We start from the raw sequence: 20,756 nt of genomic DNA, 5'->3' as shown, positions 1-20,756 counted from the left end.
CTGCTCTGTTCTCAGGCGATTCTCGGCTCGAATGGCTCCAGCATCGAATGCCTCCAAACTGCGGCTCGGCAAGCCGCTCAAGCGTGCCTTTTTTGCGCGCAGCGTTCACGAGGTCGCCCCGGACCTGATCGGCGCCACCATGCTGGTCGACGGCATCGGCGGCATCATCGTCGAGGTCGAGGCCTATCATCATACCGAGCCCGCGGCCCACTCCTACAACGGCCCGACGCCGCGGAACCAAATCATGTTCGGTCCGCCCGGCTATGCCTATGTCTACCGCTCCTACGGCATCCACTGGTGCGTCAATTTCGTCTGCGAGGAGAAAGGCTCGGCCAGCGCCGTGCTGATCCGCGCGCTGGAGCCGACGCATGGTTTGGCTGCGATGCGGCGCCGTCGCCATCTCCAGGACGTGCACGCACTGTGCTCGGGCCCGGGCAAGCTGACGGAAGCGCTCGGCATCACAATCGCCCACAACACCCTGCCGCTGGACCGGCCGCCGCTCGCGCTGCACGCGCGGACGGCCGAAATGGAGGTGGCAGCAGGCATCCGGATCGGCATCACCAAGGCCGTCGAGCTGCCCTGGCGCTATGGCGTCAAGGGCTCGAGGTTTCTGAGCAAGCCGTTTCCGAAGTAGCCGTCATTCCGGGGCGCGTCGAAGACGCGAACTATGGTGCGCAATTGCGCACCTGAGAATCGCGAGATTCCGGGTCTGGTCCTTCGGACCATCCCGGAATGACAGAGAGGCTACGACGCCAGCTTCAACCGCTCCAGCGCCTCCAGCAGCTTGGCCTTGCGCGCCAGCGCCGCCTCACGCTTTTCGCGCTCCTCCTCGACCACCTCTTCGGCGGCGTTGGCGACGAACTTCTCGTTCGCCAGCTTGGATTCGGCACGCTTGATGTCGGCGTCGGCCTTGCCGATCTCCTTGTCGAGGCGCGTGCGCTCGGCCGCGACATCGATCACGCCCTTCAGCGGCAGCGCGGCGACCTCGCCGCGCACCAGGAGCTGAACCGCACCGTCAGGCGCGCGATCGGCGAAGGAGATGTCGGACAGCCGCGCCATCCGCTTGATCACGTCGCTCCAGCGCGGTGCGCGCTCCCTGGTCTCGGCCGAGGCACCGGCGAGCACCAGCGCCGTCAGCGTTGCCGGCGGGATGTTCATCTCGGCGCGCACCGAGCGGATCTGCGTGACGAGGTCGATCACCCAGCCGATCTCGGCCTCAGCCTTCGGATCGGTGAAGTCGGCGTGGTCGAACATCGGCATGACCAGCACCGGCGACAGCAGCTGCTCGGTCGGTCCGGCCGCCGCAGCGAGCATCGCCAGTTTCTCCGGCGTCGGCTCGGCCGGCTGCTTCAGCGGCCATTCCGCCAGTGCGAGCAGGCCGTCGCGCTTGGCCGTCACCTCCCAGAGCTCTTCGGTGATGAAGGGCATGAAGGGATGCAGGAGTTTCAGGATCTCATCGCGCGCCCAGGCCACCATGGCGCGGGTTTCGTCCTTGGCGGGGCTGTCCGGGCCGAGCAGCACGGGTTTTGCGAGCTCGACATACCAGTCGCAATAGACGTTCCAGACAAAGCGGTAGATCGCGCCGGCGGCATCGTTGAAGCGATAGGCTTCGATTGCCTCGGTCACCTCGCGCGTGGTGTGCGCGCTCTCATGCGCGATCCAGCGATTCAGCGTCTCCTTCGCCTTCGTCGGCTCGAAACCGTCGGGCACGGCGCAGTGGTTCATCTCGGCGAACCGGCAGGCGTTCCAGAGCTTGGTCGCGAAGTTGCGATAGCCCTCGACGCGGCTGGTCGCGAGCTTGATGTCACGCCCCTGCGCGGCCATTGCGGCCAGCGTGAAGCGCAGCGCGTCCGCACCGTATTCGTCGATCAGGTGGAGCGGATCGATGACGTTGCCCTTCGACTTCGACATCTTGGCGCCCTTCTCGTCGCGGACGAGGGCGTGGATGTAGATCGTCGAGAACGGCACCTCCTTCATGAAGTGCAGGCCCATCATCATCATCCGGGCGACCCAGAAGAAGATGATGTCGAAGCCGGTCACCAACGCGTTGGTCGGGTAATAGCGCTCCACCTCGGGCGCGTCTTCGGGCCAGCCGAGCGTGGAGAACGGCCACAGCGCCGAGGAGAACCAGGTGTCGAGCACGTCCTCGTCGCGGGTGATGAAGCCTTCGCGCTTGTTGCGGTCGAGCGCCATCTCGCGGCCCTGCTCGACCGTGATGACCTCCTGCTCGACGTAGTAGCCGAGCGCGTGGCTGACGGCCTCTTCCTCGGTCTCGGCGACGAACACCTTGCCGTCCGGACCGTACCAGGCCGGGATCTGGTGGCCCCACCACAGCTGGCGCGAGATGCACCAGGGCTGGATATTTTCCATCCACTCGAAATAGGTCTTTTCCCAGTTCTTCGGCACGAAGCTGGTTTCGCCCGAACGCACCGCCGCGATCGCGGGCTTTGCGAGCGTCTTGGCGTCGACATACCACTGGTCGGTCAGATACGGCTCGATCACGCTGCCCGAGCGATCGCCATGCGGCACCATGTGGGTGTGCGGCTCGATCCGCTCGACGAAGCCGAACGCCTCCAGCCGCTCGACGATAAGCTTGCGCGCAGCGAAGCGGTCGACCTTGTGGAATTCCTCGGCGAATTGCGCGGCACCTTCCGGCAGATCGCGCAGATAATCCTCGTTGTCGAGGAGATCGAGGCAGCCTTCCCTGTCGAGCACGCTGATCCGGCGCAGGCCGTGGCGATTGCCGACCTCGAAGTCGTTGAAGTCGTGTGCAGGCGTCACCTTCACTGCGCCCGAGCCCTTCTCGGGATCGGAATAGTCGTCGGCAACGATCGTAACCTTGCGGCCGACCAGCGGCAGGATGATGTGCTTGCCGACCAGCTTCTGGTAGCGCTCGTCCTCGGGATGCACGGCCACGCCGGTGTCGCCGAGCATGGTCTCGGGACGCGTGGTCGCAACGACGATGAAGCTCGAGGGATCGTCCGGGCTGAAGGTCTTGCCTTCGATCGGATAGCGCAGATACCAGAGGCTGCCCTTGACCTCGGTCTGCTGCACCTCGAGATCGGAGATCGCGGTGAGCAGCTTGGTGTCCCAGTTCACCAGCCGCTTGTCCTTGTAGATCAGGCCATCGCGGTGCAGCTCGACGAACACCTTGACGACGGCCTTCGACAGACCCTCGTCCATGGTGAAGCGCTCGCGCGACCAGTCACAGGAGGCGCCGAGCCGCTGGAGCTGGTTGATGATGGTGTCGCCGCTCTCGGCCTTCCACTGCCAGACCCGTTCGAGAAACTTCTCGCGGCCCATCTCGCGGCGGCCGGGCTGCTGGCGCTCCATCAATTGCCGCTCGACCACCATCTGGGTGGCGATGCCGGCATGGTCGGTGCCGGGCTGCCACAGCACGTCGCGGCCGCGCATCCGCTCGAAGCGGCACAGGATGTCCTGGAGCGTGTTGTTGAGGGCATGTCCCATGTGCAGCGAGCCCGTCACGTTTGGCGGCGGGATCACGATGGTGAAGGGCACTGCGTCGCGGCGGTCAGGACGGCCGGCCTTGAACGCAAGGCTGTCCTCCCAGACGACGGACATGCGGGATTCGATATCGGCGGGCTGGTAATTTTTCTCGATCATGGGGCCGTTAGAAAGCCGCGCGCGGGGGCCAAGTCAACGAAAAGGTCAACGGAATGCCAGGTGGCAGCGGGGCTTCCCGGCTCGGTCGGGAGCCAAAGATGATGCACAAGCAGGGCATTTATGAGGGCTCTGCGGCCGGTCCTACCGGCCGCCGCGCGAGACCCGCTCGATTTCGGCCTTCACGATGCGTTCAACGAGGCCCGGCAGGTTGTCGTCGAGCCAGGACTTCAGCATCGGGCGCAGCATCTCCTTGACCAGGTCCTCCAAGGTCCGCGCATTGCTGCTGAGCACCGTGTGGGCCAGGGAATTGAAGGCGGATTCGACCGCCGAGACCGTGGTTTGCGCCAGGATCGGCTGCTGCGGCGGCAATGGCGGGGCATCGTAGTCGACCGGCGCATATGACGGCGGCGGCACAGGACGCGGCGGCGCCGATTCGGCGAATTCGAGATCGTCGCGCGGCTCGACCTTGCGGAAGCTCGGCGGCGGCGGAGGTGGTGTCGGCTCGGGAACCTCGACCGCCATCTCGTCGGTCAGTTCGAGAACGTCAGCTTCGGGCTCAGGCTCCGGTTCGGGCGCCCGCATCTCGGGTGCGGCGGTCGCTCCATCGAGGCCAGCCAGCAGCGCGTCGATATCATCCTGGTTGTTGGATTCGGCTGCCGCAGGGGGCGGAGGCGGCGCCGGCTTGGCGGCGGGCGGTGGCGCGGGTTTCTCGGCAGCCGGCTTCACCGGCGGCGAGACTTTGGACGGCGGAATGTCGTTCATCGCCTGCGGCTTTGGCGCAGGCGGTGCGGGCGCAGGCGCAGGCTTCGCAGCCTCGGCCGGCGGCGGCTTGGCCTCGTCGTCGGCAATGATGCGCCGGATCGAGGCCAGAATCTCCTCCATGGAGGGTTCTGTGACCTTTGCAGGCTGCGTCATCTCCGACTCCACATCCTCAACGCCCTCGCATGCGTTATTTTACACCAAGCACGCCGGGATTGGCCGGTTCCGGACCGGCGGCCCGACATTTTCGTCGTGACAGCCAGACTTGTCCCCAGATCACGGCTCAACATATGGCCGTGCGCCCTGCTCTCGGCACCCGAGCTTTACGCAAACGACAGCAGATGCGGGCGAATCGACCCGCAACTTCTTGGCAAGGCTATGTCAGGGAATTTGATGATTGCAAGCAAACCGCCGGTTGGCCTCGCCTATTCGCGAGGCCAACCTGATTTGTGCAATCAGCGTCCGTCAGGCGTGCGCACGCCGACCCAGCTGTCGCGGATCTGATGATAGTGCACGCTCGGATCATAGACCGTGGTGTTGAGGCCGAGCACCTGCGGTGCAAGGCGGCCAACCGCGCTGAGCACGGAGTAGGACGCGACCACGCGATCGTGCTGCGCGGTCACCAGCGCCACGCGCGCGTTGACCAGCGCCTGCTGTGCGTTGAGCACGTCGAGGGTGGTGCGCTGTCCGGCCTTGGCCTCTTCGCGCACGCCGTTCAGCGCGATCTCGGAGGCCGTGACCTGCGCCTGCGCGGACTGCACCTGCGCCTTGCCGGCTTCCAACTGGCCCCAGGCCTGCACGACGTTGGCGCGAGTCTGGTCGCGGGTGGTTTCAAGATTCAGGCGTTGCTGCGCCAGATTCTCTTTCGATTGGCGGATCAGCGAATATTCCGCGCCGCCCTGAAAGATCGGCACGGAGGCAGTCGCGATGGCGGACGCGGTATTCGTCCGGAAGACCGTCAGGGTCTGCTGATAGGACGTGCTGACACCAGCCTGGACCGTGACCGTCGGCAGCAGCGCGCCTTCGCTGATCTTGACCTGGAGATAGTTGACGTCGATGCCGTACATCGCAGCCGTGACGCTGGGGTTCTCCACCAGGCTCAGATTGACAGCGGAGGCGATCGTCCCGGGCAGGAAACGATCGACCGGCGAGCCCGGAGCGAGGTTCGACGGCTCGTTGCCGATGATCCGGCGGAAGTTCGCGCGCGTCGTCGTGAGATTCGATTCGGCGGTCAGCGCCTGGGTCTTGCCGGCGGCCAATTGCGCCTCGGACTGCGCCACGTCGGTGCGCGTCACCTCGCCGACGTTGAAGCGATCGCGCGTCTGCTTCAGCGTCTGCTCGAGCACGCGCACGTTGCTGCGCTGGACTTCGAGCGTCGCGGCGTCGCGCAGATAGTCCATGTAGGTCGTGGCAGCCTGCAGGAGGACCGTCTGCTCGAGCACGCGCAACGCCTCGCGGGACCCCGAGACCTGGCTCTCCGCCGCGCGCGTCCTGTTGGCGGTCTGATTGCCGTTGTAGAGCGTCTGGTTGACGGTCAGGCTGGCGCTGTTGGGCTGAAGCGGAGGATCGCTATGGATCCCCAGGCCCTTCTGCGTCGCCTGGATGTCCTGATATTGATACCCGGTGCCGAGGGTCACATTGACCTTGGGGCGATAGCCCGACAGCGCCTGCGGCACGTTCTCATCAGTCGAGCGCACCTGGGCGCGCTGCGCGTTGAGCTGCGGATTGTTCTGATAGGCGCGCACCAATGCGGCCTCGATCGTGTCCGCCAAGGCAGGCGCGGGCCCGGCCAGCGCCATCAGCAGGACCGAAACCGCAGCTCCGGTGAAGAGCTTCACCCCATGCATCCGTGAAATTCCGTTCATTCTAACGCCAGCCTCGTGCCCGCGAGCCTGGTTACCGTATCCGAGTGGAGTCGTTGCCCCGCCGCAACATAGGACGCGGTCGAGCGCGACGGAACTACCTGAGGGTAGTTCTCGGTGGAAACTCTTCACGTGCAGCATCCCGGCCACACTTCTGATTCGGAACGGGATTTTAACGGGCCGGAATGGTCACAAGGACTGTCAGAAGACGAAGGCGGCGGCCCGTTCCAGCCCGGGAAGGACCGGGGCTGCGGCATCGAACAGCGCCCGATGGCCGAATTCGCCGTGGGAACGGGTCACGATGATGGCCCGCGACGGCTGGGTCTCGGCGGAGACCCCCACCAGACGCCCGCCCTCCCTGAGCTGACCGAACAGCCCTTCGGGCGTCACCTCGGTGGCGCCATTGAGGACGATCACGTCATAGGGGGCGGAACTGGGATCCCCCTCGGCGCAGGCCGCGGCCTTGCAGGTCACATTGGCCAGCCCAATGGCGCCGACGGCGTCCCTGGCTTTCGCGGCGAGGGCCGAATCGCATTCCGTCGCGGTCACCTGGCGGGCAAGTTTGGCTGTCAGCGCGGCGAGATAGCCGGTGGCGCAGCCCACGACCAGCACATTGTCGCCCTCGCCGATCTCGGCGGCCTGCAGCAGCTTGCCGGTGAGCGCCGGCTTGATCAGGAACCGCTTGGCGCCCCCCTCGCTCACGTCGAGGTCGAGATCGAGATAGGCCAGGGCTTGCCGGTTCGCCGGGACGAAGGCCTCACGGGGAACCGTGAGCATGGCATCGAGAATGCGGCGATCGGTGACGTCAGTGGTGCGCACCTGGCCATCGACCATTTTTTGGCGCGCGGTCGAAAAACCGGACATTTGCGGACCCTGGAATGCGGACGATGCCGCGGACGAAAGTTGGCGGCATATTTGGAGCAGGCCCCGCCAAAACGCAACACGTCCGTTGCCCCGGAGGGCCGGGGCATCCGCAAGTCAAGGCATCAAGGATCGAGACGGGCCTATTCGATCGCGACCGCGAGCCGGCCGATCAGCGCCGCAACCTCGTCCAGCCGTGCCGAATCGGGGGTCTCGACCGCGCGCGCGAGGCGGACCAGACATTCATCGTCGCTGAGCTCGGGGATGTCGGACGGCAGAATCGAGGGCGCCAGTTGGGAACGGTCAACGTGGATGTGTCGCATGGGGAATCAGCTCCGTATGGACCCGGCAGCCCGAAGCTCGATTTGAATTGAGTCGATTTGGCGCCGGCCTCATGGCGCGACGGCGCCACCACACACATCTGCTTGAGGCGTGATTCCGCGCAGGTTCGAGGATATTCACGGGCTCACAGACGACTGGAACAGCGTCGTGCGCTGCCTCAGGATGAGGCTGCAACCCACTGAATTTACGGTGAAATTTGGCTCCCCGGGCTGGATTCGAACCAGCGACCATCCGATTAACAGTCGGATGCTCTACCGCTGAGCTACCGAGGAAAGGGCGAACCGACGTTCGCGCGCGGCTGCGTATAACAAAGCCGCTTGCGCTTGCAAAGGACGAATTCGTCATCTTCCGCAACGCGTCGAGGAAGGGCCTCTGCGGCCCCTCCTCCGGGCCATGCGCGGTAAAACTATTCGGCGACGAACGACGTGGTCTTGGTGCCGGAATCGTAGCGCAGCCGAAGCGCTGTGAACTTGCAGAGATTGACGTTCTTCCAGAGCACCGACTCGTCATAGTTCTGCCAGTCGACGCGGATGTTCCAGACACACCCCTCGTCGTCATCGTCGAACTCGACATAGGTCGACGCCTGGTTCTGCAAAACCTTGTCGAGCTCGTTGTCCCATTCATCCAGACCGTCGTCCGGCGCATTGAAGCCCAGGAACTTGATGGCGTAGCCCGTCTCGTTGACGACAGTGACGTTGCGGGCATCGGCCGCGAATGACGGCGCGGCGGCAATCGAAAGACCGATGGCGATCAGTCCAGACAGAAAATACTTCATGTGAAATTCCCCCGATCGAAACAGCCTCTAGCGCCTGTCGTCGATCGCCGCAGGCACCGCGGCAACAAATGCGTTGCCTGAGAGAGTCGTCCGGAGCGCGATCGAAAGGTTCAACACGCCTCGATCAGCACTCCGGAGCCGTGCGCGACGCGAGACGCGCACGGGGATTTCTTATCGATTCGAATTCTCCGCAGCAATGAACGGGCGTTCATAGGTCGGCGGCGTTTGGTTTCTCCACGGCGGGCGTAGCCACCGGCACCGCGGCGCCGTTGCCCTTCCCCGTCACGGCGCCGACCAGCGCTTTCACGGGATCGTCACCCGGCGCAAAACCGCTCTGGCGCAGGATCTCGTCGATCATCGGACGCAGCGCGTGCACCTTGAGGAGTTCGCCGGCAAGCCCTTCGCCGAAGCCGACATTGCCGCCGCCGACGCCATTGCCGCCGAACGCGCCGCCGGTGTGCAGGATGCGGACGTCCTTGAGGTTTCCGATCGGCCTGACCATCTCGGCCAGCGCCGAGGGCATGGTCTCGATCCGCTTCTTGGCGAGCTCGAAATCGATCACGTTGGCGCCGAGCTTGTTCTGCGCCTCGTTCTTGAGCGTGATGATCGCGGCCTCGGCCTCGCCGATGTTCCTGACGCCGACCGCCTTGATCTTGTTGGACTCGGCTTCCGCCGTCGCCAGCGTCTTGGTGGCCTCGGCGCGATCGAGCGCCGCCTTCTTCTCGGCTTCGGCCGCCACGATCACCTCGGTCGATTTGCGTTCGGCCTCGGTGCGTGCCGCCAGCACCTGGGTCAGGCGGGCTCGGTCGGCGACCTCGACAGCGCGCGCGGTGACGACCTTTTCCTCCGCGGACACAGCGAGCGCTTCGGCGGTCTTGGCCTCCGCCACGGCTTCCGAGGTCTGCTTGCTCTTGGAGGCGATCTGGATCTCGTTCTCCTGGGTCGCGATCTGGATCTCGCGCTGGGCGTCGGTCTTGCGCTTGTTGATCGCCAGATCCGACTCGATCACTGCGGTCTCCTTGACCTGCTTGGCGCCAGCCTCCTTCTCGGCGACCGCGCGGTCGGTATCGATGCGGGCGTTCTCCTCGGTCAGGCGCGCGGTCTGCGTCGCGGTCGCGACCTCGGCGCGGGTGCTCGCGGTCTTGTTGGCGATGTCGCGCTCCTGGGAGAGCTCGGCCTCCTTCTTGGTGCGTTCGATGGTCAGGGTCTGCTGCCGCGCCTCGAGGTCCTTTTGCGCGATCGCCACCTCGTTGTCGCGCACGATCGAGTTGCGGTCGCGCCGGCGGGTCTCGGTGACGGTCTTCAGCTGGGTCAGACCTTCGGCGTCGAAGAAGTTTTCGGGATTGAAGAACTTCACATCCGTCTGATCGAGCTTGGTCAGCGATACCGATTCAAGCTCGAGACCGTTTGACTTGACGTCCGACTCCACGGTCGCCTGCACGTGCTTGACGAAATCGCTGCGCTTTTCCTGCAGCTCCAGGATGGACATGGTGGCCGCCACCGAACGCAGGCCGTCGACGAATTTTGCTTCGACCTGGTTACGCAGGGCTTCGGCGTCATTGGTCAGCGCGCCCAGCGTCTGGCTCGCGAGCGCAATGCTTTCATCGTCGGGGCGGACGCGCACGTAGAACTCGGCGACGATATCGACCCGCAAGCGGTCCTTGGTGATCAGGGATTCCCGCTCCTTGCGCTCGACGGTGAGCCGCAGCGTCTTCAAATTGACGCTGGCATAGGAGTGGAAGATCGGCAGGATCATGGCGCCGCCGTCGAGCACGACCTTCTTGCCGCCGAGGCCGGTGCGCACGAAGGCCTCGTCGCGCGTGGCGCGCTTGTAGAGGATGGTGAAGACGATCCCCAGGACGACGATCAGCGCGACGCCGATCATGGCCGGGACTGCTATGTCGAACATGACTTTCTCCAATAATGACTTGCTAGCTGCTTAGAGGTGGCTTGAACGGTTTGAGTTCATCGTCGGCCTTGACCGCCACGAAACGGGTGCCGACGCGATCGACCAACAGGACCATGGTTCCTTGCGACAAGGGCGAAGACGAAGGGGCAGCAACCGCCCAGACGAAGTGCCTGTTACCGTGGACGTCGGCGACGCTGACGCGGCCCGGCGGCCCCTGGTCGAGCGGACCGATGACGACTTCACCGACGCGGCCAACGAGATCGCCGAGGCCGACGGCGTAGCTTTCATCCCTGGGAATGACCCGCGCGATGGCGCCGCTCGCGGCGCGGACCAGTGGAACCGAGACGACGATCGCCCCGACCGAGGCGAGCGTCGCCGGCAAGGGACCCGCGACCATCCGCGCGATGTCCTGGATCAGGAAGCCGGTGATGGAGAAGGCGCCGAGCAGCAGCAGCAGGAAGATCAGCAGCGGCACGCCGCCGACATTGATCCAGGAAATGGCGTTGATCACGCCATTGTCGCTGGGGTGGCCGAAATCGATGTTGGTGCCGAGCATCTCGCTCAGGGAGGCCCCGACCAGCATCGAGACCACCTCGACGGAGCCGACGATGACGATCATGGCCGCCGCGATCGCGAACGGCCTGACCTCCGGCGCCATCACATGTTCGAGCAGTGCGCTCATGACACATTACTCAGGAGCGCGACTTCAACCGAGCCAGCCGCGCTGCAATCTCCTTGTCGCGATGCAACGTGCTGAGCTCGTCGATGTCGCTTGAATATGGAATCGCGGCCGGAACGCCGGTGGCACGCGCCACCGCCCTGCCCGCGCGCAACGCCTTTGCCGCCGCAGCAGCGCCGCCCTGTTTCCGGGGCGAACCGGAAGCCTGGTGACTGGCAGCCACCTCACTCTTCTCGAGATCGGCGCGGCGCTTTTCGGCATCCTGAAGCGCCGACAGCACGGCGCGCAGGGACGTGACGGACTGCTCGATCTTCTCGTTGTTCTCGTCGATGGCGCGGGAGAGCACCTCGAACTGCGCTTCCAGATCCATCTGGCGCGCGATGCCGGCGCGCGCGAGATCATCACGCCCGTCCGCGATCACGCTCTCGATCTTGGCGGTGAGATCGGTCATCTCGCGCTCGATCTCGGTACGCCGCGCGTTGAGCCGGTATTCCTCGGCGCGCGCGGATGCGAGCGCATCGCGGGCCTCGCCCTCGGCGCGCTCGATCTCGCGGATGGCCTGTCCGACCACCGCAAGCTTGTTCTTGCCTTCCGCCTGCTCGATCGCGTCATAGGCGATGCCGGCGATCAGGCGCCCGACCCGGGACAGGAAATTGTCGGGGGCGGCAGCAATGGTATCCATGGCATTCTCCTCCTCTGGCAGACTGTTCGGCGTGACGCCGTAGTGAACCTCGAAACCGTCGTCGGTGCGGATCAGGTGCGCGGGCGCGCTCTGCCCCCAGCCCTCGGCATAACCGGCGTAGTCGAAGGGCACGCTGAAGCGCCCCTGCACGGTCGCAATCGAAATGGTGGCCGGCCCCTTGATCTTGGCGAGCTTGTCGTCGAGCGGCAGGCGGCGGCCTCCCGCCGCGCGATAATCGGCGCGGTCGCGCAGGCCCAGCGTCACCAGCCGCGACGGCAGCGCGGTCTGCTTGCGGATCGGCTCGTAGGCGTGGGCATGCAACAGGACGACGTTGGACCCCACGTTGTGGCTCCGCGCGACCTCGTCCAGAATTTCCATCATGCGGTCATAGGCCTCGAACGTCGCCTCCATCGCGGCCTTGGCGGCCGGGTCGGGGGCAAGCCGGTAACGCAGCGCGGACGGCGCGTTTCGGGGCGACGGGCTCATGGAAAGCACTAAAGCACCATTTTGGTGCTTTAGGAAGGGGAAGCGCAATCACGTTCCACTGATCCTTGGGCACTCTGGGGATTAGTCGCGGTGGCTCGGGTCCACGTTCAAGGCGGCGGATCACCCCTAGATCACGGCCGATCAAGACTTCTTGCACGCGCGGGTTGCAATTTAAGACGAGTTGGAGGGAGCCATGCCACGGCGCCCTCTCCACGAAGCGGCGCTTTCTCAATCTCGCTGTTGCGTGGCCCCCTCATCCTGAGGTGCGAGCGATGGGGCACGGTGCGCCTCATCGGGAGCCTCGAAGGATGAACGGCCGGGATGCCGCCGGGCCGTTCACCCTTCGAGGCTCGCCAAGAAGGCGAGCACCTCAGGGTGACGGTGATAGGCCTTGCGTGTCACGTGTGCGCAGACGCAGATCGGCACTCTCGCGGCTCATCTCGCCCGAGCTTTGCTTGATCTCGACACCCTCTTGCCAGAGGGCGCAGGGAAGACCGGGTGCCGGCTGTAGGGTGGATTAGCGAAGCGTAATCTACCACGTCTGCCGCCGCGGCGACTGAAGAGGTGGATTATGCCGCGGACCGCGCTACGCGCAGCCGCGGGATAATCCACCCTACGGACCATCACGGCCGCCGGCACACCAGATCGATCTCGATCAGCGCGTCATAGGCTAAGCCCGTGACACCGACGCAGGTGCGGGCCGGCAGCCGGCCGGGCGCAAAGTAGGTGCGATAGGTCTCGTTCATCGCCGCGTAGTCTTCCTTGAAGCGCGTCAGATAAATGCGCGCCATCACGACGTGCTCGAGGCCGAGATCGAGACCTCTGAGGACCACTTTCAAATTCTCCATCACCGCGTGGGTTTGCGCGACGATGCCGTCGGGCAGCACGCCCGGCGCTTGCGGCGTGTCCGGCATCTGGCCGGTGACGAAAACAAAACCGTCGGTCTCGACGGCGTGGCTGAAGGGCGCGACCGGCTTCGGTCCGCCGCTAATCATGTGGAATTTCACTTGAGTTGTCCTTGCGGTTGAGGCGCGTCCTGAAACAGACGCTTGCTGATGATGGCGTGCACGCCCCAATTGCCGTCGACGACCTGGGTGACGCCGAAATCGACGGCCGCCGACATCAGCGCGATCGCCTCGTCCTCGCTGAGACCTTTCACGTTCATCAGGAAGCGCCGCATCTTGCGGAAGGCGTCCTTCATGGCGAGGTCGAGCGAGGATTTTGCGTAGACCTCGCTCTGGCCCTGCGCGCCGAACTCGGCGAGATAGTTGGGATGGCTGAAGCCGGTCAGCACCCAGTCGGTGGCGGTCTCGATCAGGGGATAGCTGAGATCGGCGAAGGGCCGGCCGGCGAGGTCGGCCTTCTTGTGCAGAATCACCTCGAACGTGCCGGTCATCGAGCATTCGATCGCGGTGCCGCTCAGTTCGCCGTCGCCCTGGGCTGCGTGGGGATCACCGACCGACAGCAGCGCGCCGGGGACGGAGACCGGAAGATAGACGGTCGCCCCCTTCCCCAGCCGCCAATTGTCGAGATTGCCGCCGAAATAGGACGGCGGCACGGAATCGATGAAATCGACCTCGCGCGGCGCCACCGCGATCACGCCGAAATGCGGACGCAAGGGAATGCGGATGCCGTCGAGCACGGCGTGGCGGCGCTTCACCGTGCCGGGCGCGACGGGAATGCCGGGATAGTCGTAAGTGGGGTGCACCACGCCGAACGGATCGGTCTGCGGCTCCCAGCGATAGGAATACAGCGCGCGCGCATGCGGCGCGTCAGTGTCGTCGAAGATCTCGTAGATCGTCACCGCCTCGCGCGGCTTCGGTCCCGACAGGAACTCGTCGTAATGATAGCCCCACCACGCCGCGACCGAGGAGCCGAACACGCGGCCTGCATGTTTCGGATGGCGGCTCGCGCGCGGCACGATGTCGAGGATCCGCACTTCCAGCACGTCGCCGGGCTGGGCGTCCTTCACCGCCACGGGCCCGGTGCAGATGTGCACGCCAAAGCCTTCGCCGGCGCCGCGGCCGAACACGCTGGCGTCCATCGGACCGGCGCCACGGCGGTCCACGTTCTTCTTCGCCTTCGTCCAGCCGAACACGCTTTCGGCGGCGGCGTCGCCCGCGATCATCAACTCGGGGTCGTCGGAAGCGTGCTGGGTCAGCGTCTCGATGGTGATGGTATCGCCCGAGGCGATCTCGAGCTGTGGCGCGAGCGAGCGGCTGAAATAGCCCCAATGAACACGGTTGGCTTCGATCGGAAGATGATGGTGCTTGTGTTCGGCCGTTCTCGGCTCGTCAGAGTCCGTGCGGGACACATTGCTGCGCGCCTCCGCACCCGCCTGATGCGCGCGGAGCTGCGCCAGCGCCTCCTGCGGCCAGCCGCGCTGACCGGTGATCCCGTGCTGTAAGGTTGCGCGCTCCGCCTCCTGCTGGCGGAACTCGCGCGGCGGCAGGCCGAAGCGGTGGCGGAAGGCACGGCTGAAATGCGCGGAATCGCCAAAGCCATAGGCGTAGGCGATCTCCGAGATCGAGCGATGGGCCTCCGTCGGATTGGACAGGTCGGCCCAGGCGCGCTGGAGCCGGCGCTCGCGGACGTAATGGGTGAAATTGTCGCCGACCGTCTCGAACAGCTTCTGCAAATAGCGCTCGGAAATGCCCTCGGCCTGCGCGACGCGCGCCGGCACCAGTTCGGGATCGTCGAGCCGGCGCTCGATGGTCTGGCAGATCCGGTGCAGCAGCGCGGCCTGTGTCGCGCTCGATCCGGCATCGGACGTCGAGGCCGCCAGTTGATGCGCGAGCGTCAGCAGGAGATCGACCAGACTTTGCGCGACCGCGTTCCATTCGGCATCGCTCAACGTGTCGAGCGTGCGCGCGGTCGCATCCAGCAGGCGCGCGAACACATCGGCGAACCCACTGGGCGGAACGACCCGGGGCTCGCCGAGCCGCGGCTTGCCGGAGAGGCGCCCATGCAACGCCTCCGAGGTCACCGACAGCACGATCGCGCGCATGTCGCGCTGGAACACGATGCTCCAGTCCCCGCTCCGCGGCAGCAGCACGAGATGGCCGACCGGAACGATGCGGTGGCCGGCGGCGCTCTTGAGCACCATGCCGTCCTCGACCGGCATCAGCGCGATCGGCAGCTCTTCATTGGCGTGCGAAAGAGGCCCGACGCTTTGCGCGCCAGCGGCCATGCGCGTTAGCGCAACGCCCGAGGCCTGGCGATGCGACGCCGTCGCGTGCCCGTCAAGGAAGGCATGACCGGTCGCGGGTTGCAGGCCCACGGCAGCCAGCACGTCCCGCCAGGCTTCGGGGCGGTCGTCTTGCGCGTAGGACTCGCTCGTGAACGGCCGGAAGCTCATTGGATCGACCCAGATTGCCGTCGATCGAAGCAACCTCTGTGCCAGCCGCACGCGATCCTCCGTCGCCGCGACGGGCCGCAGATGAGGTTTGTTGGTCACGCGCTCATCCAGGAAACGGGCCGTCCTTCAAAGTGTTAGAGCCTGATACCGACATTCAGCACGATGCGTAGCCTGGATGGAGCCAACGGGTCGGCGCGAAGCGCCGCCCGATGACAGGCTCCGCGTAATCCGGGACCTCCGAGCCCGCTGTGACAGACCCGGATTGCGCTTCGCTCCATCCGGGCTACCCCGCATCAGTCGCACCGGAAGATGTTCTTGCGGATTGTGCCGTGGACGCCCCAATTGGCGTCGACCACCTGGGTGACACCAAAATCGGCGCCGACCGACAGCAGCGAGATCGCCTCGTCCTCGCTGAGGCCGTGCACGGTCATCAGGAACCGGCGGAGTTTTCTGAACGCATCGCGCATCGCACGGTCGAGGCTCGAGTGATTGGCAATCTCGGTTTGCGCGTCGGCGCCAAGCGCGGCGAGATAGTTCGGATAGGTGAAGCCGTAGAACGACCAGGCCTGATCGGTCTCCAGCATCGGATGGTCGAGGCCTTCGAGATTGGTGCCGGCGAGGTCGGCCTTGTTGTGCAGGATGAATTCGAAGTCGCCGGTGAGCGAGGTCTCGATCGCGGTGCCGCCGAGCTCGCTGTCGCCCTGCGCGGCATGGGGATCGCCGACGGAGAAATAGGCGCCGGGGACTGCGACCGGATAGAACATCCGCGCGCCCTTGCCGATGCGCCAGTCGTCGATGTTGCCCCCCGTGTAGCTCGGCGGGATCGAGCTGACGAAGTCGGCTTCCGATGGCGCAAGGCCCATGGTGCCGAAATGCAAGCGTGCGGGCACTTTCACGCTGGAGAGGATGTTCTCGCGCTTCCTGATGGTGGCGTGATCGACGCGGACGCCGGGATAGTCGATCATTGCGTGCACGATGCCGTCGGGATCGGTCTGCGGCGTCCAGACGTAGTTGTAGACCGCCTTGGCATACGGCTCGCCCGAGGTATCGAGCTCGAAGATGGTGACGACCTCGCGCGGCTTCGGCTCCTCGATCAAATCGTGATAATGAAAGCCCCAGTTCGCCGCGACGTTGGAGCCGAAGCAGCGGCCGGCATGGCAGGCACTGCAGCTCGGCCGCGGCCGGACGTCGAGGATGCGCACTTCAAGGATGTCGCCGGGTTCGGCGCCTTCGATCGCAACGGGACCAGTGAGGAGATGCACGCCGATCCCCTCGCCCGCGCCGCGGATGAAGGGGCCTTCGACCGGGCCGGAGCCGCGGCGCGCGACCGCCTTGTGCTCGCGCGTCCACTGGAACACGCTCTCGGCGCCGGGATCGCCGGCGATCATGCGCTCGTAATCGTCATTGGCGTGATGGGTCAGCGTCTCGATGGTGGCGCGATCGCCGGAGCGCAGCGTCAGGGCCGGGGCGACCGCCTTTGAGAAATAGCCCCAGTGGACGGTCTTTGGCGAAACCGGCAGCGTGAAATGCTTCATGTGGTGGCCTCTTCGGGGAACGCGGTCGCTGGTCTTGCGAGGCCGGACGGCAGGGTCATCGCACCGCCTCCGGAATCTTGTCGGCTTCCATCACGCTGAGGAAACGCGCGGTCAGCGGATTGCGCGGGTTGGTGAGCACCTCATGCGCCGGTCCCTCCTCGATGATGGTGCCGCCGCTCAAGAAAGCGACGCGGTCGGCGACCTCGTCGGCAAAGCGGATCTGGTGCGTCGAGATGATCATGGTCAGCCCGTCGTCGATGGCGAGGCGCCGGATTACCTCCAGCACCTCGTTGACGAGCTCGGGATCGAGCGCGGAGGTCGGCTCGTCCAGCAGCAGCACGCTCGGGTTCGGTGCGAGCGCCCGCGCGATCGCCACGCGCTGCTGCTGGCCGCCGGAGAGATGCCGCGGCAGCGCATCGGCGCGGTGTGTCAGGCCGACGCGCTCAAGCAGCTCGGCGGCGCGGCGGTCGGCATCGATCCTGGTCATGCCGTGGACCCAGCGCAGCGGTCCGGCAATGTTCTCCTTGGCCGAGAGGTGGGCGAACAGGTTGAACTGCTGGAACACCATGCCGACGCCGACGGTCGCCCGTTCGTTGGCGATGGCCCGCGGCGACAGCAGCTGGCCGTCGTCGTCAAAACCGAGGCGGCGGCCGCCGACGCGCACGGTGCCGGCGTCCCAGCTTTCGAGATGATTGATGCAGCGGAGCAGCGTGCTTTTGCCGGAGCCGCTCGGACCGAGCAGCGCGACCACCTCGCCGACGCGGACGGTGAGATCGAGCCCGCCGAGCACCTTTTGCGCGCCGTAGCTCTTGACGAGATCCTTGGTCTCGACCGCGATGTTGTTGCGCGCGATCGTCGCCGCGCGCCGGGTGCGCTCCTCGCGGGTCAAGGCCAGCGGCGGCGTCTCGGCAAGCTGCTCCGCCTGCGCGGGCCCGGCAGGCGCTTCCGCGGGATCAGGCCTGGCCGTGAGATCGACCCGGCGCCAGGGCAGATAGTCGGCGAGCTTGCGCTCGCGGCCTTTGGCGCGGTCGAGATCGAGCAGCCATTCGACGAACAGCTGGATGACGCTGATGGCAAAGGTCAGCACTAGGTAAAGCAGCCCGGAGGCGAAGAAGATCGAGAAGAAGTCGAAGGTCGAGGACGCGAGCTGGGTCGAGCGCAGCGTCAGTTCCTGGACCGCGACGACGGAGGCGAGCGAGGAATTCTTCAGCGCGCTGACGGCCTCGTTGCCGAAGGCCGGGATCATGGTGCGGATCGCCTGCGGCGCGATCACCCGCCACATCAGGACCCGGGGCGTCATGCCGAGCGCCTGGCCGGCCGTCACCTGTCCGCGATCGACCCCGAGCACGCCGGCGCGCAGCATCTCGGCGATGAACGGCGCCTCGTTGCAGGCGAGCGCGAGGCCGGCGGCCAGCACCGCCGGCAGCTTGATGCCGATATGCGGCAGCGCGTCGTAGGCAAACACCATCTGCAGGATCAGCGGCGTGCCGCGGAAGATCACGGTGTAGGCCCGGGCGATCGCCGCCAAGAGCCAGAAGCGGGACAGCTGCATCCCGGCGAGGATCAATCCGAGGATCAATCCGCCGCCGAGCCCGAGGGCGGTCACCTCGAGGGTAAGCTCGATGCCCTCGAGCAGATACGGCATGCTCAGGTAATGGAGGAACAGGGACATCAGTCAGCCGTCAGGATGTCCGGCTCCTTGAAGTTGTTCACGTCGAGCCCGTGCTTCTTCAGAAGCTCCATATGCGTGCCGGCCTTCTGCACCTCGATCAGCGCGGCGAGCACGGCGTCGCGGAATTTCGGCTTGTCCTTCGGGACGGCGATGCCGACCGAGTACGGGATCGTCACCGCGATCGCCTTCTCCAGCTTGTCCGGATAGGCCTTCACCGCGCTGTCGACGGTGTTGACGTCGTTGACATAGGTGTCGGCGCGGCCGGCGAGGATCGCCTGGATGCAGTTGGCGTTGTTGTCGTAGAGCTGGACGGTCGGCTCGGGCTTGCCGGCCTTCTTGCACTCCGGCATCAGCGCCTGGATCAGGGGCACCTCGACATAACCGGTGTTCTCGGCGGCAGCAGCACCACACATCGACATGTTGATGCCGTTGATGCCCTTCGGATTGCCCTTGGCGACCAGCACGCCGTCGAACACCTTCGAATAGGTGATGAAGTCGGCAGCCTTGGCACGTTCCTTGGTGGCGTAGATGTCGGAGATGACGATGTCGGCCTGGCCTGCGGCGAGCGTGGTCAGGAGTGCCGCGAACGTCACCGGCTTGTAGGTCAGCTTGAAGCCGAGGCATTCGCCGATGGCTTCGCCGAGATCGATGTCGAAGCCGATATATTTGCTGGGGTCCTTCGGGTCGATCGTCTCATAACCCGGCGTGTGCGGATTGATGGCGTTGACCAGCGTCTTGCCCTTCCAGTCCGGATATTTCTCCTGGAGCGCGGCGCAGGCGGCGGGCGCGGCGGCCTGCGCGCTCAGCGGTGCCGCGGCGACGAGGCCGAGAGCGATGGTGGCGCCGAGTGCGACCTTGCGCCATGGCAATGCGCGCGACATCCCCCGCCGCGTCTGGGGCAATACCCGTGTCTCCATCTCCAGCTCCTTCGAATTGTCATGGCACTGGCCATGTTCCAGATCTCGGGAGCGAGCCTAGGTGGAGTGCGGACAGGAAAGCTTGTCCGCGGGCGTACAAAAAATTGGATGGAGAGAGCCCGCGATTTGGGCAAGCGGCTGCACAAAAACTGTTCGCAGGCACGAAGCGCCGCCGGTGCGGGATTCCGAATTCGGGAGAACCAAATCATTCCAGACGACGCAGCAATTCGCGCGATCCGGGAATCATCTGGTCAGGCTATTTGACAGAGATATGACGGCTACCGACGGGGATGCGACGCTTTGCAGATGCATCTGCGGCCGGCTACCGAACCAGATCACCGCTTTCCACAGCCTATCCGCAGCATATCCACAGGGCGATTATGCCGGATTCGCGAGCCCCCACGAGCCACTTGCTGCGCACAAACTCACAGACTAGGACCGATCGACATTTATTGCATCCAGATCATTGCGGCTGCGAGATGGATGAAGCCGGTAAAGTTGGCGGTTCGCCTGTCATAACGGGTTGCCAAGCGTCGGAAGTGTTTGAGCCGGCAGAAGCAGCGCTCGATGCGGTTGCGCTGTTTGTAGGCGTCGGCGTCGTGCGGAATGATGATCCTGCGGGTGCGGTTTGACGGGATCACCGCCGTTGCGCCGATTTCCGCGATGATCGCACGCAGGGCGTTGCTGTCATAGGCTTTGTCGGCGAGCACTGCATCGCCGATCTGGCCATTGAGCAAGGCCGGAGCCTGGGTGATGTCATTGACCTGCCCAGCGGTGACGATGAAGCGGAGCGGACGGCCGAGCGCATCAGCCAGCATGTGGATCTTGGTGGTCAGTCCGCCTCGGGAACGCCCCAGCGCCTGATCTTTGGCCCCCCTTTTCCGCTCGCCGCCTGCTGGTGGGCGCGAACGATGGTGCTGTCGATCATCAGATACTGGTTGTCGCGATCGGCGGTCAGCGCAGCGAACACGCGCTCCCAGACGCCAGCATGGCACCAGCGGCTGAAGCGCTGATGCACCGTTTTCCACTTGCCGTACCGCTCCGGCAGGTCGCACCAGTGTGCACCCGACCGCAAAACCCACAGACATCCGTTGACGAACAGACGATTATCCGCAGCCGTACGTCCCGGGTCGCCAGCTTTCCCCGGCAGCAGTGGTGAGATCCTCGCCCATTGCGCCTCGGTCAGCTCATATCGCTTCGCCGCCATCATCCGCTCCGTGTCGAATCACGGAACTCTATGAATCAGCGATCAAACCACTTGGGAATCCCGAATGTCGATCGGGCCTAGGCCTAGG

At 65.2% G+C, this 20,756-nt stretch carries 15 protein-coding genes, 1 tRNA gene and 1 pseudogene; 1 reads left to right on the top strand and 16 read right to left on the bottom strand.

The annotated features are described in order from the left end of the window. Nucleotides 1-31: 31 nt before the first annotated feature. Nucleotides 32-634 (top strand): DNA-3-methyladenine glycosylase, encoded by a 603-nt coding sequence (locus ACXJMY_RS34985; RefSeq protein ID WP_456623907.1) that lies wholly within the window; start codon nt 32-34, stop codon nt 632-634. Nucleotides 635-744: 110 nt separating this feature from the next. On the opposite strand, the gene ACXJMY_RS34980 is transcribed toward ACXJMY_RS34985, so the two are convergent. The 16 genes and pseudogenes from ACXJMY_RS34980 to ACXJMY_RS34905 form a co-directional block, all read right to left on the bottom strand. After that, nucleotides 745-3,624: a valine--tRNA ligase gene (locus ACXJMY_RS34980; protein WP_456623906.1), complete on the bottom strand. Its 2,880-nt coding sequence runs from the start codon at nt 3,622-3,624 to the stop codon at nt 745-747. A gap of 141 nt (nt 3,625-3,765) precedes the next feature. After that, nucleotides 3,766-4,539 carry a PopZ family protein gene (locus ACXJMY_RS34975; protein ID WP_456623905.1) on the bottom strand — a complete coding sequence of 258 codons (774 nt, stop codon included), beginning with the start codon at nt 4,537-4,539 and terminating at the stop codon, nt 3,766-3,768. A gap of 299 nt (nt 4,540-4,838) precedes the next feature. Beyond that, on the bottom strand, nt 4,839-6,230 hold the full coding sequence (locus ACXJMY_RS34970) for a TolC family outer membrane protein (RefSeq protein WP_456623917.1): 1,392 nt from the start codon (nt 6,228-6,230) through the stop codon (nt 4,839-4,841). A 216-nt stretch (nt 6,231-6,446) separates the two neighbouring features. Next, complete coding sequence (locus tag ACXJMY_RS34965; protein WP_456623904.1) at nt 6,447-7,109, bottom strand: protein-L-isoaspartate O-methyltransferase family protein; 663 nt, start codon at nt 7,107-7,109, stop codon at nt 6,447-6,449. 140 nt (nt 7,110-7,249) lie between these two features. Further along, the gene (locus ACXJMY_RS34960) at nt 7,250-7,429 is read right to left on the bottom strand and encodes a hypothetical protein (RefSeq protein WP_456623903.1); all 180 of its coding nucleotides are present in this window, start codon (nt 7,427-7,429) and stop codon (nt 7,250-7,252) included. Between the two features lie 216 nt (nt 7,430-7,645). Beyond that, nucleotides 7,646-7,720, bottom strand: a tRNA-Asn gene (locus ACXJMY_RS34955). 134 nt (nt 7,721-7,854) lie between these two features. Further along, nucleotides 7,855-8,223, bottom strand: coding sequence for a hypothetical protein (locus ACXJMY_RS34950; protein WP_456623902.1), 369 nt, complete (start codon nt 8,221-8,223; stop codon nt 7,855-7,857). Nucleotides 8,224-8,431: 208 nt separating this feature from the next. Continuing rightward, nucleotides 8,432-10,132, bottom strand: coding sequence for a flotillin family protein (locus ACXJMY_RS34945; protein ID WP_456623901.1), 1,701 nt, complete (start codon nt 10,130-10,132; stop codon nt 8,432-8,434). A gap of 22 nt (nt 10,133-10,154) precedes the next feature. Next, on the bottom strand, nt 10,155-10,814 hold the full coding sequence (locus ACXJMY_RS34940) for an OB-fold-containig protein (protein ID WP_456623900.1): 660 nt from the start codon (nt 10,812-10,814) through the stop codon (nt 10,155-10,157). 10 nt (nt 10,815-10,824) lie between these two features. After that, nucleotides 10,825-11,988 (bottom strand): PspA/IM30 family protein, encoded by a 1,164-nt coding sequence (locus ACXJMY_RS34935; protein ID WP_456623899.1) that lies wholly within the window; start codon nt 11,986-11,988, stop codon nt 10,825-10,827. Nucleotides 11,989-12,602: 614 nt separating this feature from the next. After that, the gene (locus ACXJMY_RS34930) at nt 12,603-12,986 is read right to left on the bottom strand and encodes a RidA family protein (protein ID WP_456623898.1); all 384 of its coding nucleotides are present in this window, start codon (nt 12,984-12,986) and stop codon (nt 12,603-12,605) included. Further along, on the bottom strand, nt 12,983-15,337 hold the full coding sequence (locus tag ACXJMY_RS34925) for an acetamidase/formamidase family protein (protein ID WP_456623916.1): 2,355 nt from the start codon (nt 15,335-15,337) through the stop codon (nt 12,983-12,985). Before ACXJMY_RS34925 ends, ACXJMY_RS34930 begins: the two co-directional genes overlap by 4 nt. 293 nt (nt 15,338-15,630) lie before the next feature. Further along, nucleotides 15,631-16,872 carry an acetamidase/formamidase family protein gene (locus ACXJMY_RS34920; protein ID WP_456623897.1) on the bottom strand — a complete coding sequence of 414 codons (1,242 nt, stop codon included), beginning with the start codon at nt 16,870-16,872 and terminating at the stop codon, nt 15,631-15,633. Between the two features lie 55 nt (nt 16,873-16,927). Beyond that, complete coding sequence (locus ACXJMY_RS34915; RefSeq protein ID WP_456623896.1) at nt 16,928-18,544, bottom strand: amino acid ABC transporter permease/ATP-binding protein; 1,617 nt, start codon at nt 18,542-18,544, stop codon at nt 16,928-16,930. Then, a complete protein-coding gene (locus ACXJMY_RS34910) occupies nt 18,544-19,425 on the bottom strand; it encodes an ABC transporter substrate-binding protein (protein ID WP_456623915.1) in 882 nt (293 codons plus the stop codon). The genes ACXJMY_RS34915 and ACXJMY_RS34910 overlap by 1 nt, the downstream gene beginning before the upstream one ends. A 485-nt stretch (nt 19,426-19,910) precedes the next feature. Further along, nucleotides 19,911-20,668: pseudogene (locus tag ACXJMY_RS34905) on the bottom strand (IS5 family transposase). Nucleotides 20,669-20,756 lie beyond the last annotated feature (88 nt).

It is taken from the genome of Bradyrhizobium sp. P5_C12 (assembly GCF_054049735.1).
Note: the sequence above shows the minus strand (reverse complement) of the source record. Positions and strands in the feature narration are given on the sequence as shown.